Below are 21035 nucleotides of genomic sequence, written 5' to 3'. Positions count from 1 at the left end.
GCGGAATTGGTAGACGCACCAGATTTAGGTTCTGGCGCCGCAAGGTGTGAGAGTTCAAGTCTCTCCTTCCGCACCATCTTAAATTAATCTACACTATCAGAATACGCGGAAGTGGCGGAATTGGTAGACGCACCAGATTTAGGTTCTGGCGCCGTAAGGTGTGAGAGTTCAAGTCTCTCCTTCCGCACCATTCTTTCTCTCGATAAGAGAGGTTAAGTAGTCTTTGACTATTTACGCTGTAGGGCTATCGCCAAGCGGTAAGGCAGCGGCTTTTGATGCCGCCATTCCCTGGTTCGAATCCAGGTAGCCCTGCCATATACAACGATATTGAGATTTTACCAATTACCTTGATATCTATAGATTAAGTTGCGGAAGTGGCGGAATTGGTAGACGCACCAGATTTAGGTTCTGGCGCCGCAAGGTGTGAGAGTTCAAGTCTCTCCTTCCGCACCATTATCGGAAAACCCAGCATGACTTTGCTGGGTTTTTTCTTTTTTTGGTTCTGGACTCGGGAAATCATTAGATTTGCCGAATTAAAAAAGCGAGCTCATGGCTCGCTTTTTTTCTATCTGTGATTTGAGTAGCTTACTACATACCTAACGCGTATTTCAGTACTTGAGCCTTAATTGGCCCTGAGTTTTCAGCAAGCTTCAATGCAGCATTACGTACGAACTTCAATGGCCCTAGATCGTTGCTAAAACCTTTATAGAAAAAGTCCATGCCCGTCTGCATGAGTAAGTTGTCAGGTCGACGTGCGCGTTCGTATTTCGCGAGTAAGGTATCTTCCAGCTTTTCTTGTTGTTCTGTTACCGAAAGGAGAACGTCTACATCTTTGAAGCCTAAGTTTACCCCTTGCCCTGCAAGCGGGTTGATCGTATGGGCAGAGTCACCCACTAACACGCAATTTTTGCTTGAGTAGCTTTGCGCATGACGACGAGTGAGTGGGAATGAGCCAAACTGTAAAACTTCAATATCGCCTAATTCAGCAGGGAAATGACGTAAAATTTCTTCTCTTAGTTGAGGTTTACTCATCGCACACAGTTGTTTAATACGTTTAGGCGAGTCATACCAAACCAAAGAACCTTGGCCTACGACTTGACCATCGTCGTTACTCGAAGAGCACAGAGGTAAAAATGAACGTGGGCCTGAAGGTGTAAATTGTTGCCAAGTAATATCTTGCTGAGGCAATTCTGTTTTCACATTAATCAACATGCAGTGTTGTCGGTAATCCCACGCAGTTACACCAATTCCAGCCAATTGACGAACTTTAGAGTTTGCACCATCAGTACCAATCACCCAGTTAGCTTCAAACTGCGCCCCACTTTCTAGTGTCACAAGATTTACATCTGCAAACTCAATGGCTTTTAATCGCTCAGGACACATCACGGTTAGATTTTCATACTGAGAGAAGACTTGCCAAAGACCTAATTGGATTAGGCGGTTTTCAACGATGTAACCTAGCTGATCCAATGACAATTCATCAGAGTGAAAACGAGTACGGCACTCTGGGTGCTCCCAAGTTTCTAAGCGCCGATAAGGACAAACTCGCATGCTCTTGATCTCTGACCATGCTCCGAGTGAATCAAGTAACTCCACCGACTGGTGCGAGATTGCAGATACACGAATATCCATCGCCTGAGAGGCATCAAAAACTTTAGGTTTTGTACCTTCGACCAAGACAACGCTTCTGCCCTGCTTGGCAAATCCAACAGCGACGGCTGCCCCAACCATACCGCCACCGATCACGGCGATGTCATACTTGTTCATTTTTCACTCTTCATCGTGCTGATTAATTGGCGTTTTTTATTGTACTTTCCATGGCTATTTTTACAAAATTGTTTAACAAAAAACCTTGTTCTGCATAGGGCGAAAAACTAGATTTCATCAGGCTTTGCAGAGAATTAGCTAGATCACTAGTCAGGTGCTTTTTAAAGCAGTACAATACGCCGCTTACCGCCGTGATGGCGGCTATAATTTGAGCAATAGCTCTCCGATTTAAGTACAACTGAACGAGCGAAAGTGAGATGAGTAAGAAACTGCTAGTTAAAACCTGGGGCTGCCAGATGAACGAATACGATTCATCAAAAATGGCCGACCTGCTTAATGCTGCAAACGGCTACGAGCTGACGGAAGAGCCAGAGGAAGCAGACGTACTTCTACTTAACACCTGTTCGATCCGTGAAAAAGCGCAAGAGAAAGTTTTCCACCAGCTAGGCCGCTGGAAAACACTAAAAGATAAAAAACCTGGCGTAGTTATCGGTGTAGGTGGTTGTGTAGCAACACAAGAAGGTGACCATATTCGTGAACGTGCACCATACGTTGACGTTATTTTTGGCCCACAAACTTTGCACCGCCTACCTGAGATGATCAAACAATCTCAGTCCGATGATGCACCAGTTATGGACATTTCGTTCCCAGAGATCGAAAAATTCGACCGCCTACCTGAACCTCGCGCTGAAGGTGCGACAGCATTCGTTTCTATTATGGAAGGCTGCTCTAAGTACTGTACTTACTGTGTCGTACCGTACACTCGTGGTGAAGAAGTAAGCCGTCCAATGGATGACGTACTGTTCGAAATCGCCCAACTTGCTGAACAAGGCGTACGTGAAGTAAACCTTCTGGGTCAAAACGTAAACGCGTACCGTGGTCCTATGCACGATGGTGAGATCTGTTCATTTGCAGAACTGCTTCGTTTGGTTGCGTCTATCGATGGTATCGACCGTATTCGTTTCACGACGAGCCACCCGTTAGAATTCACAGACGACATCATCGCAGTATACGAAGATACGCCAGAACTTGTGAGCTTCCTGCACTTACCTGTGCAAAGTGGTAGTGACCGTATCCTAACGATGATGAAACGCCCTCACACCGCTATCGAATACAAATCGATCATCCGTAAACTGCGTAAAGCTCGTCCTGATATCCAAATCAGTTCAGACTTTATTGTTGGTTTCCCTGGTGAGACAGACAAAGACTTCCAAGACACCATGAAGCTAATCAAAGATGTAGACTTTGACATGAGCTTCAGTTTCATTTTCTCTCCACGTCCAGGTACGCCAGCAGCGGATTACCCTTGTGATGTGTCAGAACAAGTGAAGAAAGAGCGCCTTTACGAACTACAGCAAACTATCAATGCTCAAGCGATGCGTTACTCTCGCTTAATGCTTGGCACAGAACAACGTGTTCTAGTTGAAGGTCCTTCGAAGAAAAATCTAATGGAACTACGCGCTCGTACAGAAAACAACCGTGTAGTAAACTTTGAAGGTAGTGCAGACCTAATTGGTCAGTTCGTTGATGTGAAGATCGTAGACGTATTTGCAAACTCACTGCGTGGTGAGCTAGTACGTACTGAAAAAGACATGGATCTTCGTAGTGTGATTTCCCCAACGCAGATGATGGCGAAAACACGTCGCGAAGATGAGCTGGGTGTAGCTACTTTTACGCCGTAAGCTCGTATAAATAGCCATAGAGAGCCTGGTCGTTATCAGGCTCTCACTAAGTGGCAAAAAATGAGAGGCAACATTGAGCAATAAAATCGTAACTCTAGAAATTAACCTAGAACCTTCAGACAACCGCCGACTAGCTAGCCTGTGCGGCCCATTCGATGACAACATCAAGCATTTAGAACGTCGTCTAGGCGTTGAAATTAACCACCGTAGTGACCACTTTACGATTGTCGGTAAACCTCATACCGCATCAGCTGCGCTGGATATCCTGAAAACTCTATATGTTGATACCGCACCTGTACGAGGTGAGATCCCAGATATTGAGCCTGAGCAAATCCACCTAGCGATCAAAGAGTCTGGTGTTCTTGAGCAGAATACTGAGTCTAATATCGAGCACGGTAAAGAAGTCTTCGTCAAAACCAAGAAAGGTGTGATCAAACCACGTACGCCAAACCAAGCGCAGTACTTGGTTAACATGGTCACGCATGATATTTCTTTTGGTATTGGCCCGGCTGGTACAGGTAAAACCTACCTTGCTGTAGCAGCAGCTGTTGACGCACTAGAGCGCCAAGAGATCCGTCGTATTCTACTTACTCGTCCAGCGGTTGAAGCTGGTGAGAAATTGGGCTTCCTGCCTGGTGATTTAAGCCAGAAAGTCGACCCATACCTACGTCCGCTATACGACGCCCTATTTGAAATGCTGGGCTTTGAGCGCGTAGAGAAGCTGATTGAACGTAACGTGATTGAGGTTGCTCCTCTTGCTTACATGCGTGGTCGTACTCTAAACGACGCCTTCATCATTCTTGATGAGAGTCAGAACACCACTGTTGAGCAGATGAAGATGTTCCTAACGCGTATTGGTTTTAACTCTCGCGCGGTTATCACTGGTGATGTCACGCAGATTGACTTACCTCGTGGTGCGAAATCGGGTCTTCGTCATGCTATTGAAGTACTAAGCGAAGTTGACGACATCAGCTTTAACTTCTTCTTAGCCGACGACGTTGTACGTCACCCTGTGGTTGCTCGTATCGTTAACGCGTACGAGAAGTGGGAAGCACAAGACCAGAAAGAGCGTAAAGAGTTCGAGAAACGCCGTCGTGAAGAACGCGACGCGAAGTTACTAGAAGCAGCAAAAGCCGAACTGAATGCACAAGTTGCTTCAACTAAGGAATAACCATGGCGATTGAACTTGATCTGCAACTGGCAGTCGAAAATGAAGAAGGTCTGCCTTCGCAGCAAGATTTCCAATTGTGGCTAGATAAGACAATCCCTCTCTTCCAGCCACAAGCCGAAGTCACCATTCGTATTGTTGATGAACAAGAAAGTCATACGCTCAACCATGAGTATCGCGGCAAAGATAAACCAACTAATGTGTTGTCGTTTCCATTTGAAGCACCTCCTGGTATGGAAATAGATTTACTTGGTGATTTGATTATTTGCCGCCAAGTTGTTGAAAAAGAGGCGGTTGAACAGAGCAAGCCTCTGCTAGCACATTGGGCGCATATGGTTGTACATGGCAGCTTGCATCTGCTAGGTTATGATCATATAGAGGATGACGAAGCCGAAGAGATGGAGTCCCTCGAAACCGAAATCATGCAAGGTATGGGTTATGAAGATCCTTACATTGCTGAAAAAGAGTAGCTATTGGCCACTCGACAGGGAAAGGCGAACCACCTAAATGACTCTCGTGTTCGCCTCTCTATGTGTGCTATCACACTTCTGATAGCGTTACTTAATTGAGAAACAATGAACGAAGATAATTCTCCCTCTTCTAACGAAGATAAGAAAGAAAAGGCAGAAGGTCCGAGTAGAAAGTCCTTCTTTGAACGTCTAGGTCAACTATTTCAGGGCGAACCAAAAGATCGCCAAGAGCTTGTGGATGTTATCCGCGACTCTGAAGTTAACGACCTGATTGACCATGACACTCGCGATATGCTCGAAGGTGTTATGGAAATCTCCGAAATGCGTGTGCGTGACATTATGATCCCGCGTTCGCAAATGGTTACAGTTGAGCGTACTCACGACCTTGATACCTTGGTTGCTTTGATTACCGATGCTCAACACTCTCGCTACCCTGTGATCAGCGAAGATAAAGACCATGTGGAAGGCATACTTCTAGCGAAGGACTTACTTAAATACTTAGGCTCAGGCAGCAATCCATTTGATATCGAAGAAGTCATTCGACCAGCGGTTGTAGTACCGGAAAGTAAACGCGTTGATCGACTGCTGAAAGAATTCCGTGAAGAACGTTATCATATGGCCATTGTTGTCGATGAATTCGGTGGTGTTTCTGGTCTTGTGACCATTGAAGATATCCTTGAGGAAATCGTCGGGGATATTGAAGATGAATTCGATGAAAGTGAAGAGACGGACATTCGTAAGCTGAGCAAGCATACGTTTGCTGTCAGAGCGCTGACAACCATCGAAGAGTTTAATGAGACATTCGGAACCAACTTCAGCGATGAGGAAGTTGATACCGTTGGTGGTATGGTCATGACTGCCTTTGGTCACTTACCTTCTCGTGGTGAACTGGTTGAAATTGAAGGCTACAACTTCAAAGTCACCGCTGCCGATAACCGTCGTGTCATTCAACTCCAAGTGACGATCCCAGACGAAGAACCCCTGGTTGAAGCCACTCAAGAGTAACGCGATACCCATTGGGAATCTCAGAAAATTACAATGATGAATGAACTCTTTCATCGCCTTAAGCGGCCCTTAGTGGCCGCTTTTGTTGGCGCCTCTACTACACTCGCTTTCGCTCCTTACCAGCTGTGGCCTATTGCCATTCTTAGCCCTGCAATTCTACTGATTCTTCTTGCTAACCAAACTCCGAAACGCGCACTATGGATTGGTTATGCTTGGGGGTTAGGTCAATTTGCAACTGGCGTTAGCTGGGTTTACGTCAGTATCTCCGGTTTTGGCGGTATGCCGCTCATTGCCAATTTATTTTTAATGGGCTTGCTTGTTGCCTACTTGGCTGTTTATTCAGGCTTATTTGCTTGGCTCAACAACAAGCTGTTTCCTCAATTTACGCTCACAAAAGCACTTCTCGCTGCACCTGCTTTATGGCTGATCAGTGATTGGTTGCGTGGTTGGGTGATGACTGGCTTCCCTTGGTTATGGCTAGGCTATAGCCAGATAGATGCTCCACTCGCAAGCTTTGCACCAATTGGCGGCGTAGAACTGCTTACTCTATTTATCCTTATCAGCGCAGGGGCGTTAGCCTATGCCTGGATTCATAAGCAGTGGCTGATGGTGATTATCCCTGCGGTGCTACTCAGTACTGGCTTTGGGATTCGCAACTACGATTGGGTAACACCCCGACCAGAAGACACGACTAAGCTCGCACTAATTCAAGGTAACGTAGACCAAAACCTAAAGTGGCTACCAAGTCAACGCTGGCCAACCATCATGAAGTACGCTGACTTAACTCGTGAAAACTGGGACGCTGACATTATCGTTTGGCCAGAAGCAGCAATTCCCGCTTTTGAAATTGAAGTGCCTTCATTTTTGAGCAATATCGACAGCGCTGCAAAAATGAATAACAGCGCAATCATCACCGGTGTCGTCAACCAAGCTGAAGATCGACAGTTCTACAACAGTATTCTGTCCCTAGGCATCACACCATACGGTGACTACAGCTTCGATTTAAGCGAACGTTACCATAAGCATCACCTACTACCATTTGGTGAGTTTGTACCATTTGAAGATATTTTGCGCCCATTAGCGCCATTCTTTAACCTACCGATGTCGTCGTTTAGCCGTGGGGCTTTTGTGCAGCCAAACATCGTTGCGAATGGCATGCACATGGCACCAGCGCTTTGCTATGAGATCATCTTTAATGAGCAAGTGCGTCAAAATGTGACTGACGAAACAGACTTCATTCTAACGCTTTCAAATGATGCATGGTTTGGTCACTCTATCGGTCCTCTTCAGCATATGGAGATCGCCCGTATGCGTGCCTTAGAGTTAGGTAAACCGCTCATCCGCTCGACTAACAACGGATTAACAGCGGTAACCGATCACAAAGGTAAAATCGTTGAGCAAGTACCGCAGTTTGAAACTGCAGTACTGCGCGCAGAGCTCACCCCAACCAATGGACAAACGCCATATCGAGTCCTTGGTACTTGGCCATTGTATATTTGGGTTGGGTTAAGTTTAGCGCTGGCGCTCGGCTTAAGAAGAAAACAGAGCTGATAACAGCTTGAAAGTAGAAAAGACAAAAAAGAGGCGACTAAGCCTCTTTTTTATTCATAGCATTATACTGTCGTTACGCGCCATTTATGGCTTTAATGACTGACGAGTAAAGCCTTTGTGACCACATTTAATACACGGAATGATTACAGTTGGGTGGTTATACGTTGTCTTGTGACCACACTCATCACAGACTAAAGTGCCTAAGCCTATCACCTCTCCTGCTTCATATAGCCCTTGATGCTCTAAGTCATCGAACAACTCAACCCACTCAACTTTAGTTCGGTCAGTAATCTCTAACAGCCCTTGCCATATCGAGTCCGCAATCGTTAAGTAAAACGGGCCGCTTTTGCTATCCTCGTAACTCTCTGAAAACTCTTTTAAGTCTGCTTTAAGGTACGCTTTGATTAAAGCCAATTCATCTTTGGTCAAGTCATTAGCAGCATCCACCACTTTGCCCGACGTCTCAATCGCTTTGTTAACTTCTTCCGGACTGTGCTTCAAGGTTTCAATCACATCCTCGAGCATTTCCTCATAACCTGTTTTACGTTTAGGCATAACTGACCTCCATCTTTCTCCTACCTGCGTCACTTAAGGGCGCATGGGTACAGATTGGCTATTGTTGTGATCCCTAGCTTTAGGTATTCTATGACGATCTATTTAAGTCTGTTCTAACCGAACTCACAAATTCCAAGATAACGGATACCATCGATGCAAGAACAATACAACCCACAAGATATTGAACAAAAAGTTCAAAAGCACTGGGATGACAACAAAACCTTTGTTGTAAGTGAAGACCCAAATAAAGAAAAATTCTACTGTCTGTCCATGTTCCCATACCCAAGTGGTCGACTGCACATGGGTCACGTGCGCAACTACACTATCGGTGATGTAGTATCTCGTTTCCAACGCCTACAAGGCAAAAACGTGATGCAACCAATCGGTTGGGACGCATTCGGTCTACCTGCAGAAAACGCAGCAGTAAAAAACAAAACTGCGCCAGCACCTTGGACTTACGAAAACATCGAATACATGAAGAACCAACTTAAGCTTCTAGGCTTTGGTTACGATTGGAACCGTGAATTCGCAACATGTACACCGGAGTACTACCGCTGGGAACAAGAGTTCTTCACTAAACTTTACGAGAAAGGTTTAGTTTACAAAAAGACTTCTTCTGTTAACTGGTGTCCTAACGACCAAACTGTTCTTGCAAACGAGCAGGTTGAAGACGGTTGTTGCTGGCGTTGTGATACGCCTGTAGAGCAAAAAGAAATCCCTCAATGGTTCATCAAAATCACTGAATACGCTCAAGAGCTACTAGACGACCTAGACAAGCTTGAAGGTTGGCCTGAAATGGTGAAAACCATGCAGCGCAACTGGATTGGCCGCTCTGAAGGCGTTGAGCTGAAGTTTGAAGTTAAGGGTCAACAAGACCTAGAAGTTTACACAACACGTCCAGATACGCTAATGGGTGTGACTTACGTGGGCATCGCAGCCGGCCACCCTCTTGCAGCTCTTGCTGCAGAGAACAACCCAGAGCTTGCAGCGTTTATCGACGAATGTAAGAACAACAAGGTTGCAGAAGCTGAGCTAGCGACAATGGAGAAGAAAGGTATGGCTACTGGCCTTACTGCTATTCATCCATTGAACGGCCGTGAAGTTCCTGTTTACGTAGCAAACTTCGTACTGATGGACTACGGTACAGGCGCGGTAATGGCAGTACCTGCACACGACCAACGTGACTACGAGTTCGCAACGAAGTACGGTCTAGACATCGTGCCTGTTATCAAGCCTGCTGATGGCAGCGAGCTAGACATCTCTGAAGCAGCATACACAGAGAAAGGCCTACTGTTCGATTCTGGTGAATTCGACGGCCTAGAATTCCAAGCGGCGTTCGATGCAATTGCAGCGAAGCTAGAAGCAGAAGGCAAAGGCACTAAGACTGTAAACTTCCGTCTACGCGACTGGGGTGTATCTCGTCAACGTTACTGGGGCGCACCAATCCCAATGGTAACGACTGAAGACGGTGAAGTTCACCCAGTACCTGCTGACCAACTACCAGTGATTCTTCCAGAAGACGTGGTAATGGACGGCGTAACCAGCCCAATCAAAGCAGACAAAGAGTGGGCGAAGACAACCTTTAACGGCGAACCTGCTCTACGTGAGACAGATACGTTCGATACGTTCATGGAATCTTCTTGGTACTACGCGCGTTACTGTTCACCACAAGCGGACGACATCCTAGACCCAGAAAAAGCAAACTACTGGCTACCAGTAGATCAGTACATCGGTGGTATCGAGCACGCTTGTATGCACCTACTGTACTCACGCTTCTTCCACAAACTACTGCGCGATGCGGGTTACGTAACTTCTGACGAACCGTTCAAGCAACTACTGTGTCAAGGCATGGTACTGGCTGATGCGTTCTACTTCGAGAACGAGAAAGGCGGCAAAGAGTGGGTAGCTCCAACAGACGTAGCCGTTGAACGTGATGGTAAAGGCCGCATTACTTCTGCTAAAGACACTGAAGGTCGTGATGTAACGCACTCAGGCATGATCAAGATGTCTAAGTCTAAGAACAACGGTATCGACCCTCAAGAAATGGTAGACAAGTACGGCGCTGACACAGTACGCCTATTCATGATGTTCGCGTCTCCAGCGGACATGACACTTGAATGGCAAGAGTCTGGCGTAGAAGGTGCGAACCGCTTCCTAAAACGTGTTTGGAAACTAGTTAAAGAGCACACAGCGAAAGGCGCAGCAGAAGCAGTAGATACCTCAGCGCTTTCTGGTGATCAAAAAGCACTTCGCCGCGACGTTCACAAGACTATCGCGAAAGTGACGGACGATATCGCTCGTCGTCAAACATTCAACACCGCGATCGCTGCGATCATGGAGCTGATGAACAAACTAGCGAAAGCGCCTCAAGAATCTGCGCAAGATCGTGCAATCCTTGACGAAGCACTGAAAGCTATTGTTGTCATGCTTTACCCTATCACTCCGCATATCTCATACGAGCTATGGGCAGCACTAGGTGAAACAGACATTGATAACGCGGCATGGCCGACGTTTGACGAAAAAGCGCTAGTTGAAGACGAAAAAACTATCGTTGTTCAAGTTAACGGTAAGCTACGTGCGAAGCTAACAGTCCCAGCTGATATCTCTAAAGACGATATCGAACAGCTTGGTCTAAACGACGAAAACGTGGTTAAGTTCACTGATGGCCTGACTATTCGTAAAGTTATTTACGTTCCAGGTAAACTGCTGAACATCGTTGCAAACTAATCGCAGCTGCCAATTTGTCTCTGTGTAGCGAACTTATTTGTTAACCAAGAGTCATTAAACAGGGTAGTTTTCTACCCTGTTTATTTACCTCAAACCATTCACATGAGTGGTTTAAGGTAAATAACCCCTTCAATTTAGGATGAATACAATCAATGCGCTTTTTCTCTTTGATTAAACTACCAGTGGTATTGGTATTAGCGGGGCTTCTTTCTGCCTGTGGTTTTCACCTTCGCGGCGAGTATTCCGTACCGGAAGAGCTGCACACTATGTCTTTCTCCAGCTACGATGAATACAGTGAATTAACTCGCTATGTTCGCTCTCAACTCGAACTGAACAAAGTTGAACTTGTTCAACCATCATCGACGGTACCCAACCTTCATTTGACGGAAGCGACAATCGATGAGCGTACACTATCGCTTTATCAAAATAGCCGTGCAGCAGAAAAAGAGCTGACATACGTAGTAAAATACCGTGTGACAATTCCTGGCTATGGTTCTAAAAACTTTACGACAACAGTAAACCGCAACTACCTAGACAACCCGTTGACCGCACTTGCAAAATCTGTTGAGCGTGACGTAATTGAAGACGAGATGCGCTTGCAAGCTGCAAAACAGATGATGCGCCAGTTGGGCCGTATTCGTGCCGAATATGAAGCAGGACAAATCTCTGAGCCAGCGAACAAAAACTCTTAGTCACTATGCGAATTTATGCCGATAAGCTAACGGATCATTTAACTAAACAAGTTAAACAGGTTTACTTAATCTTTGGTAATGAGCCGTTACTGATTCAAGAAAGCCGCCAAGCCATCCAAAAGGCAGCGTTTCAGCAAGGTTTTGAGGAAAAACACCGTTTTGCGGTGGATGCTAGCATCGACTGGAACCAAGTTTACGACTGTTTCCAAGCGATGAGCCTGTTTTCAAACCGTCAATTGATTGAGCTTGAAATTCCTGAAAGTGGCGTGACAACCGCCGTCAGCAAAGAGCTGCAAACACTGTGTGATATGCTTCATGATGACATCATGCTCGTCATCGTTGGTAGCAAACTGACCAAAGCCCAAGAAAATGCGAAATGGTTCAAAGCATTAAGCTCAAAAGGCGATTGGGTAAGCTGCTTGTCGCCAGACCTTCAACGCCTACCTATGTTCATTCAGACACGTTGCCGCACGTTAGGACTAAAACCCGATCAGCAATCACTGCAAATGTTGGCTCAATGGCATGAAGGTAACCTATTTGCATTGACACAAAGCTTAGAGAAATTGGCCCTACTCTACCCGGATGGTGAGCTGACCATCATACGTTTAGAGGAAGCCCTAAGTCGCCATAACCACTTCACTACCTTTAACTGGATCGACGCCTTACTGGCAGGTAAAGCAAACCGTGCACAACGTATTCTTCGCCAACTTGAGGCGGAAGGGGTTGAGACCGTGATCTTGATTCGAAGTGTACAAAAAGAGTTGAGCCAACTTTTAAATATGCATCAAGACTTAAGTCAAATGGGAATGAACCAGGTATTTGAGAAATATCGAGTTTGGCAAAACAAGCGTCCACTCTATAACGCAGCACTGACCCGCTTATCAGCGAGTCGTATTTGTGCATTGCTCTCCTTGTTGGCTCAAGCCGAGATAAAAGCCAAAACTCAGTATGACGAGTCTGTATGGCCAACTATTCATCAGTTGAGCTTAGAAACCTGCTCTCCTGATATTAAGCTGGCAATTTAAAAATCAAAGCGTGATATAGTGCGCGACCTGTTTTGCAAGCAAGAATGTAAAACACTGTAGAGATAAGAGACAAACCGAGGAAAACCGAGTGCTTCGCGAAGAACTGAAAGACTTTTTAGCTGATAAAGCCGACGACATGAAAGCGGAAGACATTATCGTCCTAAATGTGGAAGATAAATCAAGCGTGACAGATTACATGATCATCTGTACTGGTACATCCAAACGCCACGTTTCATCCATCGCTGACCATGTTGCAACAGAGGTGAAAAAAGCCGGTCTTGAGCCACTAGGAATGGAAGGTGAAAACGAAGGTGAATGGGTAGTTCTAGATATGGGCGACGCCATGCTTCACGTGATGCAAGAAGAGCACCGCGAACTCTACCAGCTAGAAAAACTCTGGGGTTAATCTTTTGAAAATTCAACTAATTGCTGTTGGCACAAAAATGCCAAAATGGGTTGAGGAAGGCTTTCAAGAATATCGTCGCCGTTTCCCGCATGATATGCCGTTGGAGTTGATTGAAATCTCTGCTGGCAAGCGTGGTAAGAATGCCGATATCGCTCGCATCCTGCAAAAAGAAGGAGAAGCGATGCTCGCGGCGGTACCAAAAGGCAACCGTATCGTCACGTTAGATATCCCAGGTAAAAAATGGGACACTCCTCAACTCGCTGAGCAGTTAGAAGCTTGGAAATTAGATGGCCGTGATGTATCAATATTAATCGGCGGTCCCGAAGGACTCGCTCCTGCATGCAAAGCTGCAGCAGACCAAAGCTGGTCATTGTCTGCCTTAACGCTACCCCACCCTCTAGTGCGTATCGTAATGGCAGAAAGCTTATACCGAGCGTGGAGCATCACCGCTAACCACCCTTATCATCGCGAATAATCGTTGTTTAACTTTAGAGCCAAGCGTTAATGATTCGTAAACGCCGCAGTCAAATCCGAGATTATCAAGCCGAAGCGCGTCTGTTTGCCAGCCGCGCTATTGTTGCTTTTATCGGCATTGTTGTCTTGATGGGAGCTCTGGTTGCCAACATGTACAACATTCAGGTGAACCAGTTTCAAGACTATCAAACCCGCTCGAACGATAACCGCATCAAAGTAGTGCCTATCGCGCCTAACCGAGGTCTAATTTATGACCGAAATGGCGTTTTACTGGCAGAGAATCGTCCCGTCTTTAACTTAGAACTGACCCCAGAAAAAATTAAAGACATTGATGCAACCATCCAAGAATTACAAACTATTCTGGAAATTACACCAGACCAGATTGAACGTTTCCACCACGAGCGTAAACGGACTCGTCGATTTAAATCGGTCCCACTGCTGACCCAACTGAACGAAAAACAAGTAGCGGTATTCTCCGTCAATCAGTACCGCTTTCCGGGTGTTGAAATAAGTGCGACCTTAAAGCGCTACTACCCTTTCAGCGAAGTCTTAACCCACGTGATTGGGTATGTTTCTCGAATCAATGATCGCGACATGCAGCGCCTGATCCGAGAAGAAAAAGACGCAAACTATCAAGCCACTCGCGACATTGGTAAGCTGGGTATTGAAAAATACTACGAAGACCTCTTACACGGTACGGCCGGATATCAAGAAGTCGAGGTAAACAGCCGCGGCCGAGTAATTCGTACGTTAAAGTACGTTCCACCTGTACCCGGAAAAGACATCGTTTTAAACCTTGATATCAACTTGCAGTTGTACGTACACCAATTGTTGGACGGCCGCCGAGGCAGTGCTGTAGTAATCGATCCTAGAGACAACGGCGTACTGGCTATGGTTTCGAGCCCTAGCTACGATCCTAACTCGTTCGTGCACGGAATCTCAGGTAAAGACTATCGCGCCCTTTTGAACGATAAAAACCGTCCTTTGGTCAACCGCACTACACTTGGCATTTACCCTCCTGCCTCTACCATCAAACCATTTATGGCGGTAGCCGCGTTGCAAGAAGGTGTCGTCACACCTAACACTACACGAAATGATCCTGGTTATTGGCGCATACCAAACTCTAACACACGTCCGTTCCGGGACTGGTTGCGTTGGGGACACGGGCGCGTCGATATCATTAAGTCGATCGAAGAGTCTGTTGATACCTTCTACTATCAAATCGCTTATGACATGGGTATTGACCGTATTTCGAATTGGATGATGATGTTCGGTTTTGGTGATTACACTGGCATTGATATCTACGAAGAAAGTAAGGCGAATATGCCGACTCGTGACTGGAAAATGTCTCGCCATAAAACCCCGTGGTATAAAGGTGATACGATCCCTGTGGGTATCGGCCAAGGATATTGGACAGCAACACCAATGCAAATAGCCAAAGCAACCTCCGTATTAGTAAACGAGGGAGAAGTGATCGCACCTCACTTGCTCAAAGCGACGATAGAAAATGGTAACGACTTCGAAGAGCAAAAAACGACAGAATACGTGACTTACCCACCAATCAAGAATGTGCCTAAAAAGTACTGGGATATGGCGAAAGAAGGCATGCGTCGGGTAAACCATGGCACGCGCGGAACAGCTCGCCGCTCATTCTACAAAATGAATTATGAAACAGCGGGTAAATCAGGTACTGCACAGGTCTTCGGTCTGGGTGAAAACGAAGAATACAACGCCGATGAGATCGCCGAGCACTTACGTGACCATGCGTTATTTACTGGCTTTGCACCATTTGATGATCCTAAAGTGGTCGTCACTGTAGTACTAGAAAATGCCGGTGGTGGTTCTAGTAACGGTGCCCCAGTAGTAAGGAAAATTTTTGACCGAGTCGTTCTTGGTCCAGAAGAAATTGAGCCTGAAAACAATGCGAAGAAAGAGGTAAAACAGTAATGAAGATGGATCCCTCTACAGGTAAAAATCGCGCCCTGTTTGAACGCTTCCATATCGACTTACCACTCCTACTTGGCATATTGGCCCTGATGGGGTTTGGCCTGGTGATCATGTACAGCGCCAGTGGCCAAAGTTTACTGATGATGGATCGCCAAGCCATGCGAATGGTCCTTTCACTCGTTGTGATGCTCGTCCTTGCGCAGCTTTCTCCACGAACTTACGAAAGCTTGGCACCTTTGATGTTCGTTGGTGGCGTTATACTGCTTTTCGGCGTGCTGTTTTTCGGTGAAGCATCGAAAGGCGCGCAGCGTTGGCTTAACCTCGGTTTTGTGCGCTTTCAACCGTCAGAGCTATTGAAGCTCGCGGTGCCATTAATGGTGGCTCGCTATGTCGGTAGACAGCCCCTTCCACCAACGCTAAAAACACTCATTGTTGCACTGATTATGGTCTGCTTACCAACCATTCTCATTGCAAAGCAGCCTGACTTAGGTACCTCGATCCTGATCGCCGCTTCCGGTATTTTTGTTATCTTCCTCGCCGGCATTAGCTGGAAAATCATCGCTGGTGCTGCGATTGCATTAGGTGGTTTCATTCCAATTCTGTGGTTTTTCTTGATGCGAGAGTATCAAAAAGTGCGAGTTCGTACTCTATTTAACCCGGAATCTGATCCGCTAGGAGCGGGCTACCACATTATTCAGAGTAAAATTGCGATTGGCTCCGGTGGTATTTCCGGCAAAGGTTGGTTGCAAGGTACGCAGTCACAACTAGAATTTCTTCCAGAACGACACACTGACTTTATCTTTGCAGTAATTGCTGAAGAATGGGGTATGATTGGCTTCCTTTGCCTTTTAGCCATCTATCTATTTATTATTGGACGAGGTTTATATCTCGCCAGCCAAGCGCAAACCGCATTTGGACGAATGATGGCAGGCAGTATTGTACTCAGCTTCTTCGTGTATATTTTTGTAAATATTGGCATGGTAAGTGGCATCCTACCTGTAGTAGGTGTACCGTTGCCACTCATCAGTTATGGCGGCACATCAATGGTAACCTTGATGGCTGGTTTTGGTATTCTGATGTCGATTCATACGCACCGAAAAGCATTCTCTAAGGCGACCTAGACATGCAAAAACGCGCTTTATATTCCTTGGTTTTCTCTGCTCTTATTTTGGCAGGCTGTTCATCAACTAGCCAAAAAGAACAAGAAGGCCGTTACGAACTCGAATCCGATGTTGCACCGGACACACCGCTTTCAGTCGAACACATCGAGGATGCGCATCCTAAATATGAACCGTACAGCCTAGGTGGGAACAAAGATTACCACTTGCGTGGCAAAGACTACAAAATAGTTCGCAATGCGAAAGGCTTTAAAGAAAAAGGCCGCGCATCTTGGTATGGGAAAAAATTCCAAGGTCATTTGACTTCTAATGGCGAAATCTATGACATGTACTCAATGACGGCAGCGCATAAAACGCTACCGTTACCAAGTTACGTAAAAGTTACCAATACTGACAACGGCAAAACCACCATAGTACGAGTTAATGACCGAGGTCCTTTTCACGATGGCCGTATCATTGATTTAAGCTATGCCGCCGCGCACAAGTTAGATGTCATAAAAACAGGCACCGCGAACGTGGAAATTGAAGTGATCAGTATCAATCAGCCCACGGACAAAAAGTCATTAGAAGCGCACCCTAGGTACGTTATTCAAGTGGCATCATCAAAAAATGAAGAACGCGCGCGAACTTTAGGTACCGAGCTTGGTCAAAAATTGGATACAGAAACTTTCCTAGAGAGTGCGAAAGAGTCTTATCGCTTGTTGTTAGGGCCATTTACTGACTATTCCCTGACGCAAGCCACATTAGATAAAGTAAAGTTGCTCGGCTATTCGTCTGCATTTATTAAAAAACACAACACTGCCAAATGACCTCGTGTCATGAATTTCTCTTTGATCCCCCTCTTACATAACTAGGGATTCTGATAAGATGTCTGCAGTTAACCCAAAAATTTGAATTACCATGAATAAAAATAAGTTTGTGAAATCTATTCTCGTTTCTTCGGTTGCCCTTTCTGCAACTTTCGCTCAATCTGCTCTTGCATCACCTATCGTTGTTCCAGATGCCCCTCAAATCGCGGCGAAGGGCTACGTGCTGATGGATTACCATTCAGGTAAAGTACTGGCAGAGAAAGAGATGAACACAAAATTGTCTCCAGCTAGTCTGACTAAGATGATGACCAGCTATGTAATCGGCCAAGAGCTAGCGCGTGGTAATATCTCAGAAGATGATGATGTCACCATCAGTAAAAATGCGTGGGCGAAAAACTTCCCTGATTCATCAAAGATGTTCATTGAAGTAGGCACAACAGTTAAAGTACGTGACCTGAACCGAGGTATCATCGTCCAGTCAGGTAACGATGCCTGTGTTGCGATGGCAGAACATATTGCAGGTTCAGAAGATGCATTTGTTGACCTAATGAACGCTTGGGCCAACACATTGGGTATGACTAACTCGCACTTTGCCAACGTTCATGGCTTAGATAACGCAGAATTGTACTCAACACCATACGACATGGCACTGCTAGGTAAAGCACTTATCCGTGACGTACCAAATGAGTACCGAGTGTACTCAGAGAAGAAATTTACTTACAACGGCATCACCCAATACAACCGTAACGGTCTACTTTGGGATAAGAGCATGAACGTTGACGGCATCAAAACGGGTCACACAAGTAATGCGGGTTACAGCCTAGTAAGTTCAGCAACTGAAGGTCAAATGCGCTTGGTTGCGGTCGTTATGGGTACTAAAGATGCCAATGCTCGTAAGTCAGAAAGCAAAAAGCTGCTAAGCTACGGCTTCCGTTTCTTCGAAACAGTGGCACCGCACAAAGCAGGTGAAACGTTCGTAGAAGAAAAAGTGTGGATGGGTAACAAAGACACCGTAGCACTGGGTCTTGACCAAGATACTTACGTAACACTACCGCGTGGTGAAGCGAAAAACTTAAAAGCAAGCTTCGTCCTTGAAAAAGAGCTAGAAGCCCCAATTAATAAAGGTGATGTAGTTGGTAAGCTATACTATCAGATCGATGGTGAAGATATTGCCGAGTACCCACTAATGGCACTAGAAACCGTAGAGCAAGGTAGTCTATTTAGCCGCATGTGGGATTACATCGTATTGTTATTCAAGAGCTTCTTCTAAAAAGAACGTTAGAGTAGCAAACTTATTCGCAAAGCCGCCTGAATGGGCGGCTTTTTAAGTTTGAGCTCCTCGTCTTGAGTTCCCCCTAATTTGACTGTACTATTTCGCACCGCAACGAATATCTACTGGAGTTATCGATATGCTAACCATCAACTCTGATGCAAAATTAAAAGACCTGCTTGAGTTCCCTTGTTCATTTACTTACAAGGTAATGGGTCATGCAAAGCCTGAACTTCCAGAGCTTGTTCTTGAAGTTATTCAGCGCCATGCTCCAGGTGACTACAGCCCGACCGTTAAACCAAGTGCTAAGGGCAACTACCACTCTGTGTCAATCAACATTACTGCAACCTCTATCGAGCAGGTTGAGACACTGTACAAAGAGTTAGGTGAAATTGACATCGTACGCATGGTTCTATAATTTTTTGATAGATTAAATTTTTTTTGAAAGCAGCTTTGGCTGCTTTCTTTTTATTTATCAAAGAGATAACGAAGCTTTACATCGCTTTCAGTTAAAAATCTGTTACGCAGCGGTAGAGCATCAGGGTTATCCGGTTTATAATCCAAAAACTTTATATATTAGCAACAGGAATTCCCATGCAACACCAACTTGTTGTAAAACGACTTGGCCGCCAAGACTATGAGCCTGTATGGAAGGCGATGCATGAGTTCACCGACCAACGCACAGAAGAAACCCGTGATGAAGTCTGGTTGGTAGAACATAACCCAGTATTTACGCAAGGACAGGCAGGTAAAGCTGAGCACTTGATTAACACTGGCGATATTCCTGTTGTACAAAGTGATCGCGGAGGCCAGGTTACGTATCATGGCCCTGGTCAGTTGGTCGCCTACTTCTTGATCAACCTACGCCGTAAAAAATTAGGTGTACGAGATCTCGTTACCACAATCGAGAACCTCGTGATCAACACGCTAAAAGCATACAATATTGACTCAGCCGCGCGACCTGACGCACCAGGTGTCTACGTTGCCGGTAAGAAAATATGCTCTCTCGGTTTACGCATTCGTAAAGGATGCTCGTTTCATGGTTTAGCCTTGAACGTAAATATGGATTTAACACCGTTTCTGCGTATTAACCCTTGTGGTTATGAAGGTATGGAAATGGTTCAGGTCAGCCAATTTGGCGGCCCAGACAATGTAGAAGCCGTAGAAAAACAATTAATAGAAGAACTCGTTACTTTGCTCGATTATGAGCAAGTAGAATTCAGCACAGAAGCACCTTCTCAAGGTAATAAAGCATGAGCAAACCAATCCAGATGGAAAAAGGCGTTAAATATCGTGACGCCGATAAAATGGCATTGATTCCCGTAAAGAACATGCCTACAGAGCAGAAAGAAGTGCTACGTAAGCCTGATTGGATGAAGATCAAGCTACCAGCCGACAGCCAACGAATTCAAGACATCAAAGCGGCGATGCGTAAGAATAAACTTCACTCCGTATGTGAAGAAGCATCTTGCCCGAACCTAGCGGAATGTTTTAACCACGGTACAGCAACCTTCATGATCTTAGGTGCTATTTGTACTCGTCGTTGTCCTTTCTGTGACGTTGCTCATGGCCGCCCATTACCACCGGAAGCAGAAGAGCCTCAAAAACTGGCGAAAACCATTGCCGATATGAAGCTGAAATACGTAGTAATCACTTCTGTTGACCGTGACGATCTGCGTGACGGCGGTGCACAGCACTTTGCCGATTGTAACCGCGAGATCCGTGCGTTAAACCCGCATATTAAGATTGAAACACTGGTTCCTGACTTCCGTGGTCGCATGGATGTAGCGCTTGATCTAATGAAAGACAATCCGCCAGATGTCTTCAACCACAACTTAGAAACCGCGCCACGTCTTTACCGTAAAGCTCGCCCAGGTGCGAACTACAAATGGTCACTTGAGCTCCTTAAGAAGTTCAAAGAGCAGCATCCAGATGTACCGACCAAGTCTGGTTTGATGATGGGTCTTGGTGAAACCAAAGAAGAAATCATCGAAGTACTGAAAGATCTACGCGCACACGGCGTAACGATGCTGACTCTAGGCCAGTATTTAGCGCCAAGCCGTCACCACTTGCCAGTAGAACGTTACGTTCCACCATCAGAGTTTGACGAGCTAAAAGAAGTTGCACTAGAACTTGGCTTCACGCATGCAGCGTGTGGTCCATTTGTGCGCTCTTCTTACCATGCCGATATGCAAGCTCAAGGTATCGAGATTAAATAAGCTCTCGCTTGTTTTGAAAAGCTTGTTTTGAAGAGAAAAGGTTGGCTCAGTGCCAACCTTTTTTGTATCTGGCAAATGATGATAAAAAGCCATTCTACCACCGTCATTCTGAACAGCGAGGAACGAGCGTGATTCAGAATCTGTTTTCAG

19 protein-coding genes and 3 tRNA genes are annotated in these 21035 nt (G+C 45.7%); 20 read left to right on the top strand and 2 right to left on the bottom strand.

Annotation, left to right across the window (positions count from 1 at the left end; genetic code table 11):
- The first annotated feature begins 105 nt into the window (after positions 1-105).
- The 3 genes from R7F07_RS19000 to R7F07_RS18990 all read left to right on the top strand — a co-directional run bounded on the left by R7F07_RS19000 (position 106) and on the right by R7F07_RS18990 (position 453).
- A tRNA-Leu gene (locus R7F07_RS19000) sits at positions 106-190 on the top strand.
- A gap of 50 nt (positions 191-240) precedes the next feature.
- Positions 241-315 (top strand) — tRNA-Gln (locus R7F07_RS18995).
- Positions 316-368: 53 nt separating this feature from the next.
- Positions 369-453: transfer RNA gene (locus R7F07_RS18990), tRNA-Leu, on the top strand.
- 135 nt (positions 454-588) lie between these two features.
- Here R7F07_RS18990 and R7F07_RS18985 read toward each other — a convergent pair.
- A complete protein-coding gene (locus tag R7F07_RS18985; RefSeq protein WP_171343018.1) occupies positions 589-1767 on the bottom strand; it encodes a 2-octaprenyl-3-methyl-6-methoxy-1,4-benzoquinol hydroxylase in 1179 nt (392 codons plus the stop codon).
- A 257-nt stretch (positions 1768-2024) separates the two neighbouring features.
- Here R7F07_RS18985 and miaB point away from each other — a divergent pair, with 257 nt between their 5' ends.
- The 5 genes from miaB (at position 2025) to lnt (ending at position 7643) form a co-directional block, all read left to right on the top strand.
- Complete coding sequence (miaB, locus tag R7F07_RS18980; RefSeq protein WP_318110550.1) at positions 2025-3449, top strand: tRNA (N6-isopentenyl adenosine(37)-C2)-methylthiotransferase MiaB; 1425 nt, start codon at positions 2025-2027, stop codon at positions 3447-3449.
- Positions 3450-3522: 73 nt separating this feature from the next.
- The gene (locus R7F07_RS18975; protein WP_005373033.1) at positions 3523-4620 is read left to right on the top strand and encodes a PhoH family protein; all 1098 of its coding nucleotides are present in this window, start codon (positions 3523-3525) and stop codon (positions 4618-4620) included.
- A gap of 2 nt (positions 4621-4622) precedes the next feature.
- Positions 4623-5087: an rRNA maturation RNase YbeY gene (ybeY, locus tag R7F07_RS18970; RefSeq protein ID WP_005373030.1), complete on the top strand. Its 465-nt coding sequence runs from the start codon at positions 4623-4625 to the stop codon at positions 5085-5087.
- Positions 5088-5192: 105 nt separating this feature from the next.
- A complete protein-coding gene (gene corC / locus R7F07_RS18965; RefSeq protein ID WP_171343017.1) occupies positions 5193-6092 on the top strand; it encodes a CNNM family magnesium/cobalt transport protein CorC in 900 nt (299 codons plus the stop codon).
- A gap of 33 nt (positions 6093-6125) precedes the next feature.
- Positions 6126-7643, top strand: a complete 1518-nt coding sequence (gene lnt, locus R7F07_RS18960) for an apolipoprotein N-acyltransferase (RefSeq protein ID WP_025768907.1) — start codon at positions 6126-6128, stop codon at positions 7641-7643.
- Between the two features lie 84 nt (positions 7644-7727).
- Here the strand turns inward: lnt and R7F07_RS18955 are convergent, their stop codons facing one another.
- Entirely contained in the window at positions 7728-8198 is a 471-nt protein-coding gene (locus R7F07_RS18955; protein ID WP_005373024.1) for a zinc ribbon-containing protein, read from the bottom strand.
- A 153-nt stretch (positions 8199-8351) separates the two neighbouring features.
- Between R7F07_RS18955 and leuS the strand changes: the two genes are divergently transcribed.
- From leuS to lipA, 12 genes are all read left to right on the top strand, one after another.
- Positions 8352-10925 carry a leucine--tRNA ligase gene (leuS, locus tag R7F07_RS18950; protein ID WP_318110549.1) on the top strand — a complete coding sequence of 858 codons (2574 nt, stop codon included), beginning with the start codon at positions 8352-8354 and terminating at the stop codon, positions 10923-10925.
- A 152-nt stretch (positions 10926-11077) separates the two neighbouring features.
- Positions 11078-11617: an LPS assembly lipoprotein LptE gene (lptE, locus tag R7F07_RS18945; protein WP_005384122.1), complete on the top strand. Its 540-nt coding sequence runs from the start codon at positions 11078-11080 to the stop codon at positions 11615-11617.
- A gap of 5 nt (positions 11618-11622) precedes the next feature.
- Positions 11623-12642 (top strand): DNA polymerase III subunit delta, encoded by a 1020-nt coding sequence (gene holA, locus R7F07_RS18940; protein WP_033905862.1) that lies wholly within the window; start codon positions 11623-11625, stop codon positions 12640-12642.
- 88 nt (positions 12643-12730) lie between these two features.
- Positions 12731-13048, top strand: coding sequence for a ribosome silencing factor (gene rsfS / locus R7F07_RS18935; RefSeq protein WP_005373015.1), 318 nt, complete (start codon positions 12731-12733; stop codon positions 13046-13048).
- Positions 13049-13052: 4 nt separating this feature from the next.
- A complete protein-coding gene (gene rlmH / locus R7F07_RS18930) occupies positions 13053-13523 on the top strand; it encodes a 23S rRNA (pseudouridine(1915)-N(3))-methyltransferase RlmH (protein WP_017821762.1) in 471 nt (156 codons plus the stop codon).
- Positions 13524-13552: 29 nt separating this feature from the next.
- Positions 13553-15469 carry a penicillin-binding protein 2 gene (gene mrdA / locus R7F07_RS18925; protein WP_042521231.1) on the top strand — a complete coding sequence of 639 codons (1917 nt, stop codon included), beginning with the start codon at positions 13553-13555 and terminating at the stop codon, positions 15467-15469.
- Positions 15469-16590: a rod shape-determining protein RodA gene (gene rodA / locus R7F07_RS18920; RefSeq protein WP_005373004.1), complete on the top strand. Its 1122-nt coding sequence runs from the start codon at positions 15469-15471 to the stop codon at positions 16588-16590. The genes mrdA and rodA overlap by 1 nt, the downstream gene beginning before the upstream one ends.
- A 2-nt stretch (positions 16591-16592) precedes the next feature.
- Positions 16593-17396 (top strand): septal ring lytic transglycosylase RlpA family protein, encoded by an 804-nt coding sequence (locus R7F07_RS18915; protein WP_017635670.1) that lies wholly within the window; start codon positions 16593-16595, stop codon positions 17394-17396.
- Between the two features lie 91 nt (positions 17397-17487).
- Complete coding sequence (locus tag R7F07_RS18910) at positions 17488-18666, top strand: serine hydrolase (protein ID WP_005384132.1); 1179 nt, start codon at positions 17488-17490, stop codon at positions 18664-18666.
- A 139-nt stretch (positions 18667-18805) separates the two neighbouring features.
- Positions 18806-19084: a DUF493 family protein YbeD gene (gene ybeD / locus R7F07_RS18905; protein WP_005384135.1), complete on the top strand. Its 279-nt coding sequence runs from the start codon at positions 18806-18808 to the stop codon at positions 19082-19084.
- A 176-nt stretch (positions 19085-19260) separates the two neighbouring features.
- Positions 19261-19923: a lipoyl(octanoyl) transferase LipB gene (gene lipB / locus R7F07_RS18900; protein ID WP_005384137.1), complete on the top strand. Its 663-nt coding sequence runs from the start codon at positions 19261-19263 to the stop codon at positions 19921-19923.
- On the top strand, positions 19920-20885 hold the full coding sequence (gene lipA / locus R7F07_RS18895; RefSeq protein ID WP_005391329.1) for a lipoyl synthase: 966 nt from the start codon (positions 19920-19922) through the stop codon (positions 20883-20885). Before lipB ends, lipA begins: the two co-directional genes overlap by 4 nt.
- Positions 20886-21035: the final 150 nt, after the last annotated feature.

It is taken from the genome of Vibrio sp. YT-16, from assembly GCF_033337405.1.
Lineage (GTDB): Bacteria > Pseudomonadota > Gammaproteobacteria > Enterobacterales > Vibrionaceae > Vibrio > Vibrio alginolyticus.
Note: the sequence above shows the minus strand (reverse complement) of the source record. Positions and strands in the feature narration are given on the sequence as shown.

Coding starts and splice junctions, on each gene's coding strand:
- rodA (WP_005373004.1), top strand. CDS start 15,469: ATGAAGATGGATCCCTCTACAGGTAAAAATCGCGCCCTGTTTGAACGC.
- R7F07_RS18955 (WP_005373024.1), bottom strand. CDS start 8,198: ATGCCTAAACGTAAAACAGGTTATGAGGAAATGCTCGAGGATGTGATT.
- ybeY (WP_005373030.1), top strand. CDS start 4,623: ATGGCGATTGAACTTGATCTGCAACTGGCAGTCGAAAATGAAGAAGGT.
- lipA (WP_005391329.1), top strand. CDS start 19,920: ATGAGCAAACCAATCCAGATGGAAAAAGGCGTTAAATATCGTGACGCC.
- lnt (WP_025768907.1), top strand. CDS start 6,126: ATGATGAATGAACTCTTTCATCGCCTTAAGCGGCCCTTAGTGGCCGCT.
- ybeD (WP_005384135.1), top strand. CDS start 18,806: ATGCTAACCATCAACTCTGATGCAAAATTAAAAGACCTGCTTGAGTTC.
- leuS (WP_318110549.1), top strand. CDS start 8,352: ATGCAAGAACAATACAACCCACAAGATATTGAACAAAAAGTTCAAAAG.
- corC (WP_171343017.1), top strand. CDS start 5,193: ATGAACGAAGATAATTCTCCCTCTTCTAACGAAGATAAGAAAGAAAAG.
- holA (WP_033905862.1), top strand. CDS start 11,623: ATGCGAATTTATGCCGATAAGCTAACGGATCATTTAACTAAACAAGTT.
- lptE (WP_005384122.1), top strand. CDS start 11,078: ATGCGCTTTTTCTCTTTGATTAAACTACCAGTGGTATTGGTATTAGCG.
- R7F07_RS18985 (WP_171343018.1), bottom strand. CDS start 1,767: ATGAACAAGTATGACATCGCCGTGATCGGTGGCGGTATGGTTGGGGCA.
- miaB (WP_318110550.1), top strand. CDS start 2,025: ATGAGTAAGAAACTGCTAGTTAAAACCTGGGGCTGCCAGATGAACGAA.
- R7F07_RS18915 (WP_017635670.1), top strand. CDS start 16,593: ATGCAAAAACGCGCTTTATATTCCTTGGTTTTCTCTGCTCTTATTTTG.
- mrdA (WP_042521231.1), top strand. CDS start 13,553: ATGATTCGTAAACGCCGCAGTCAAATCCGAGATTATCAAGCCGAAGCG.
- lipB (WP_005384137.1), top strand. CDS start 19,261: ATGCAACACCAACTTGTTGTAAAACGACTTGGCCGCCAAGACTATGAG.
- R7F07_RS18910 (WP_005384132.1), top strand. CDS start 17,488: ATGAATAAAAATAAGTTTGTGAAATCTATTCTCGTTTCTTCGGTTGCC.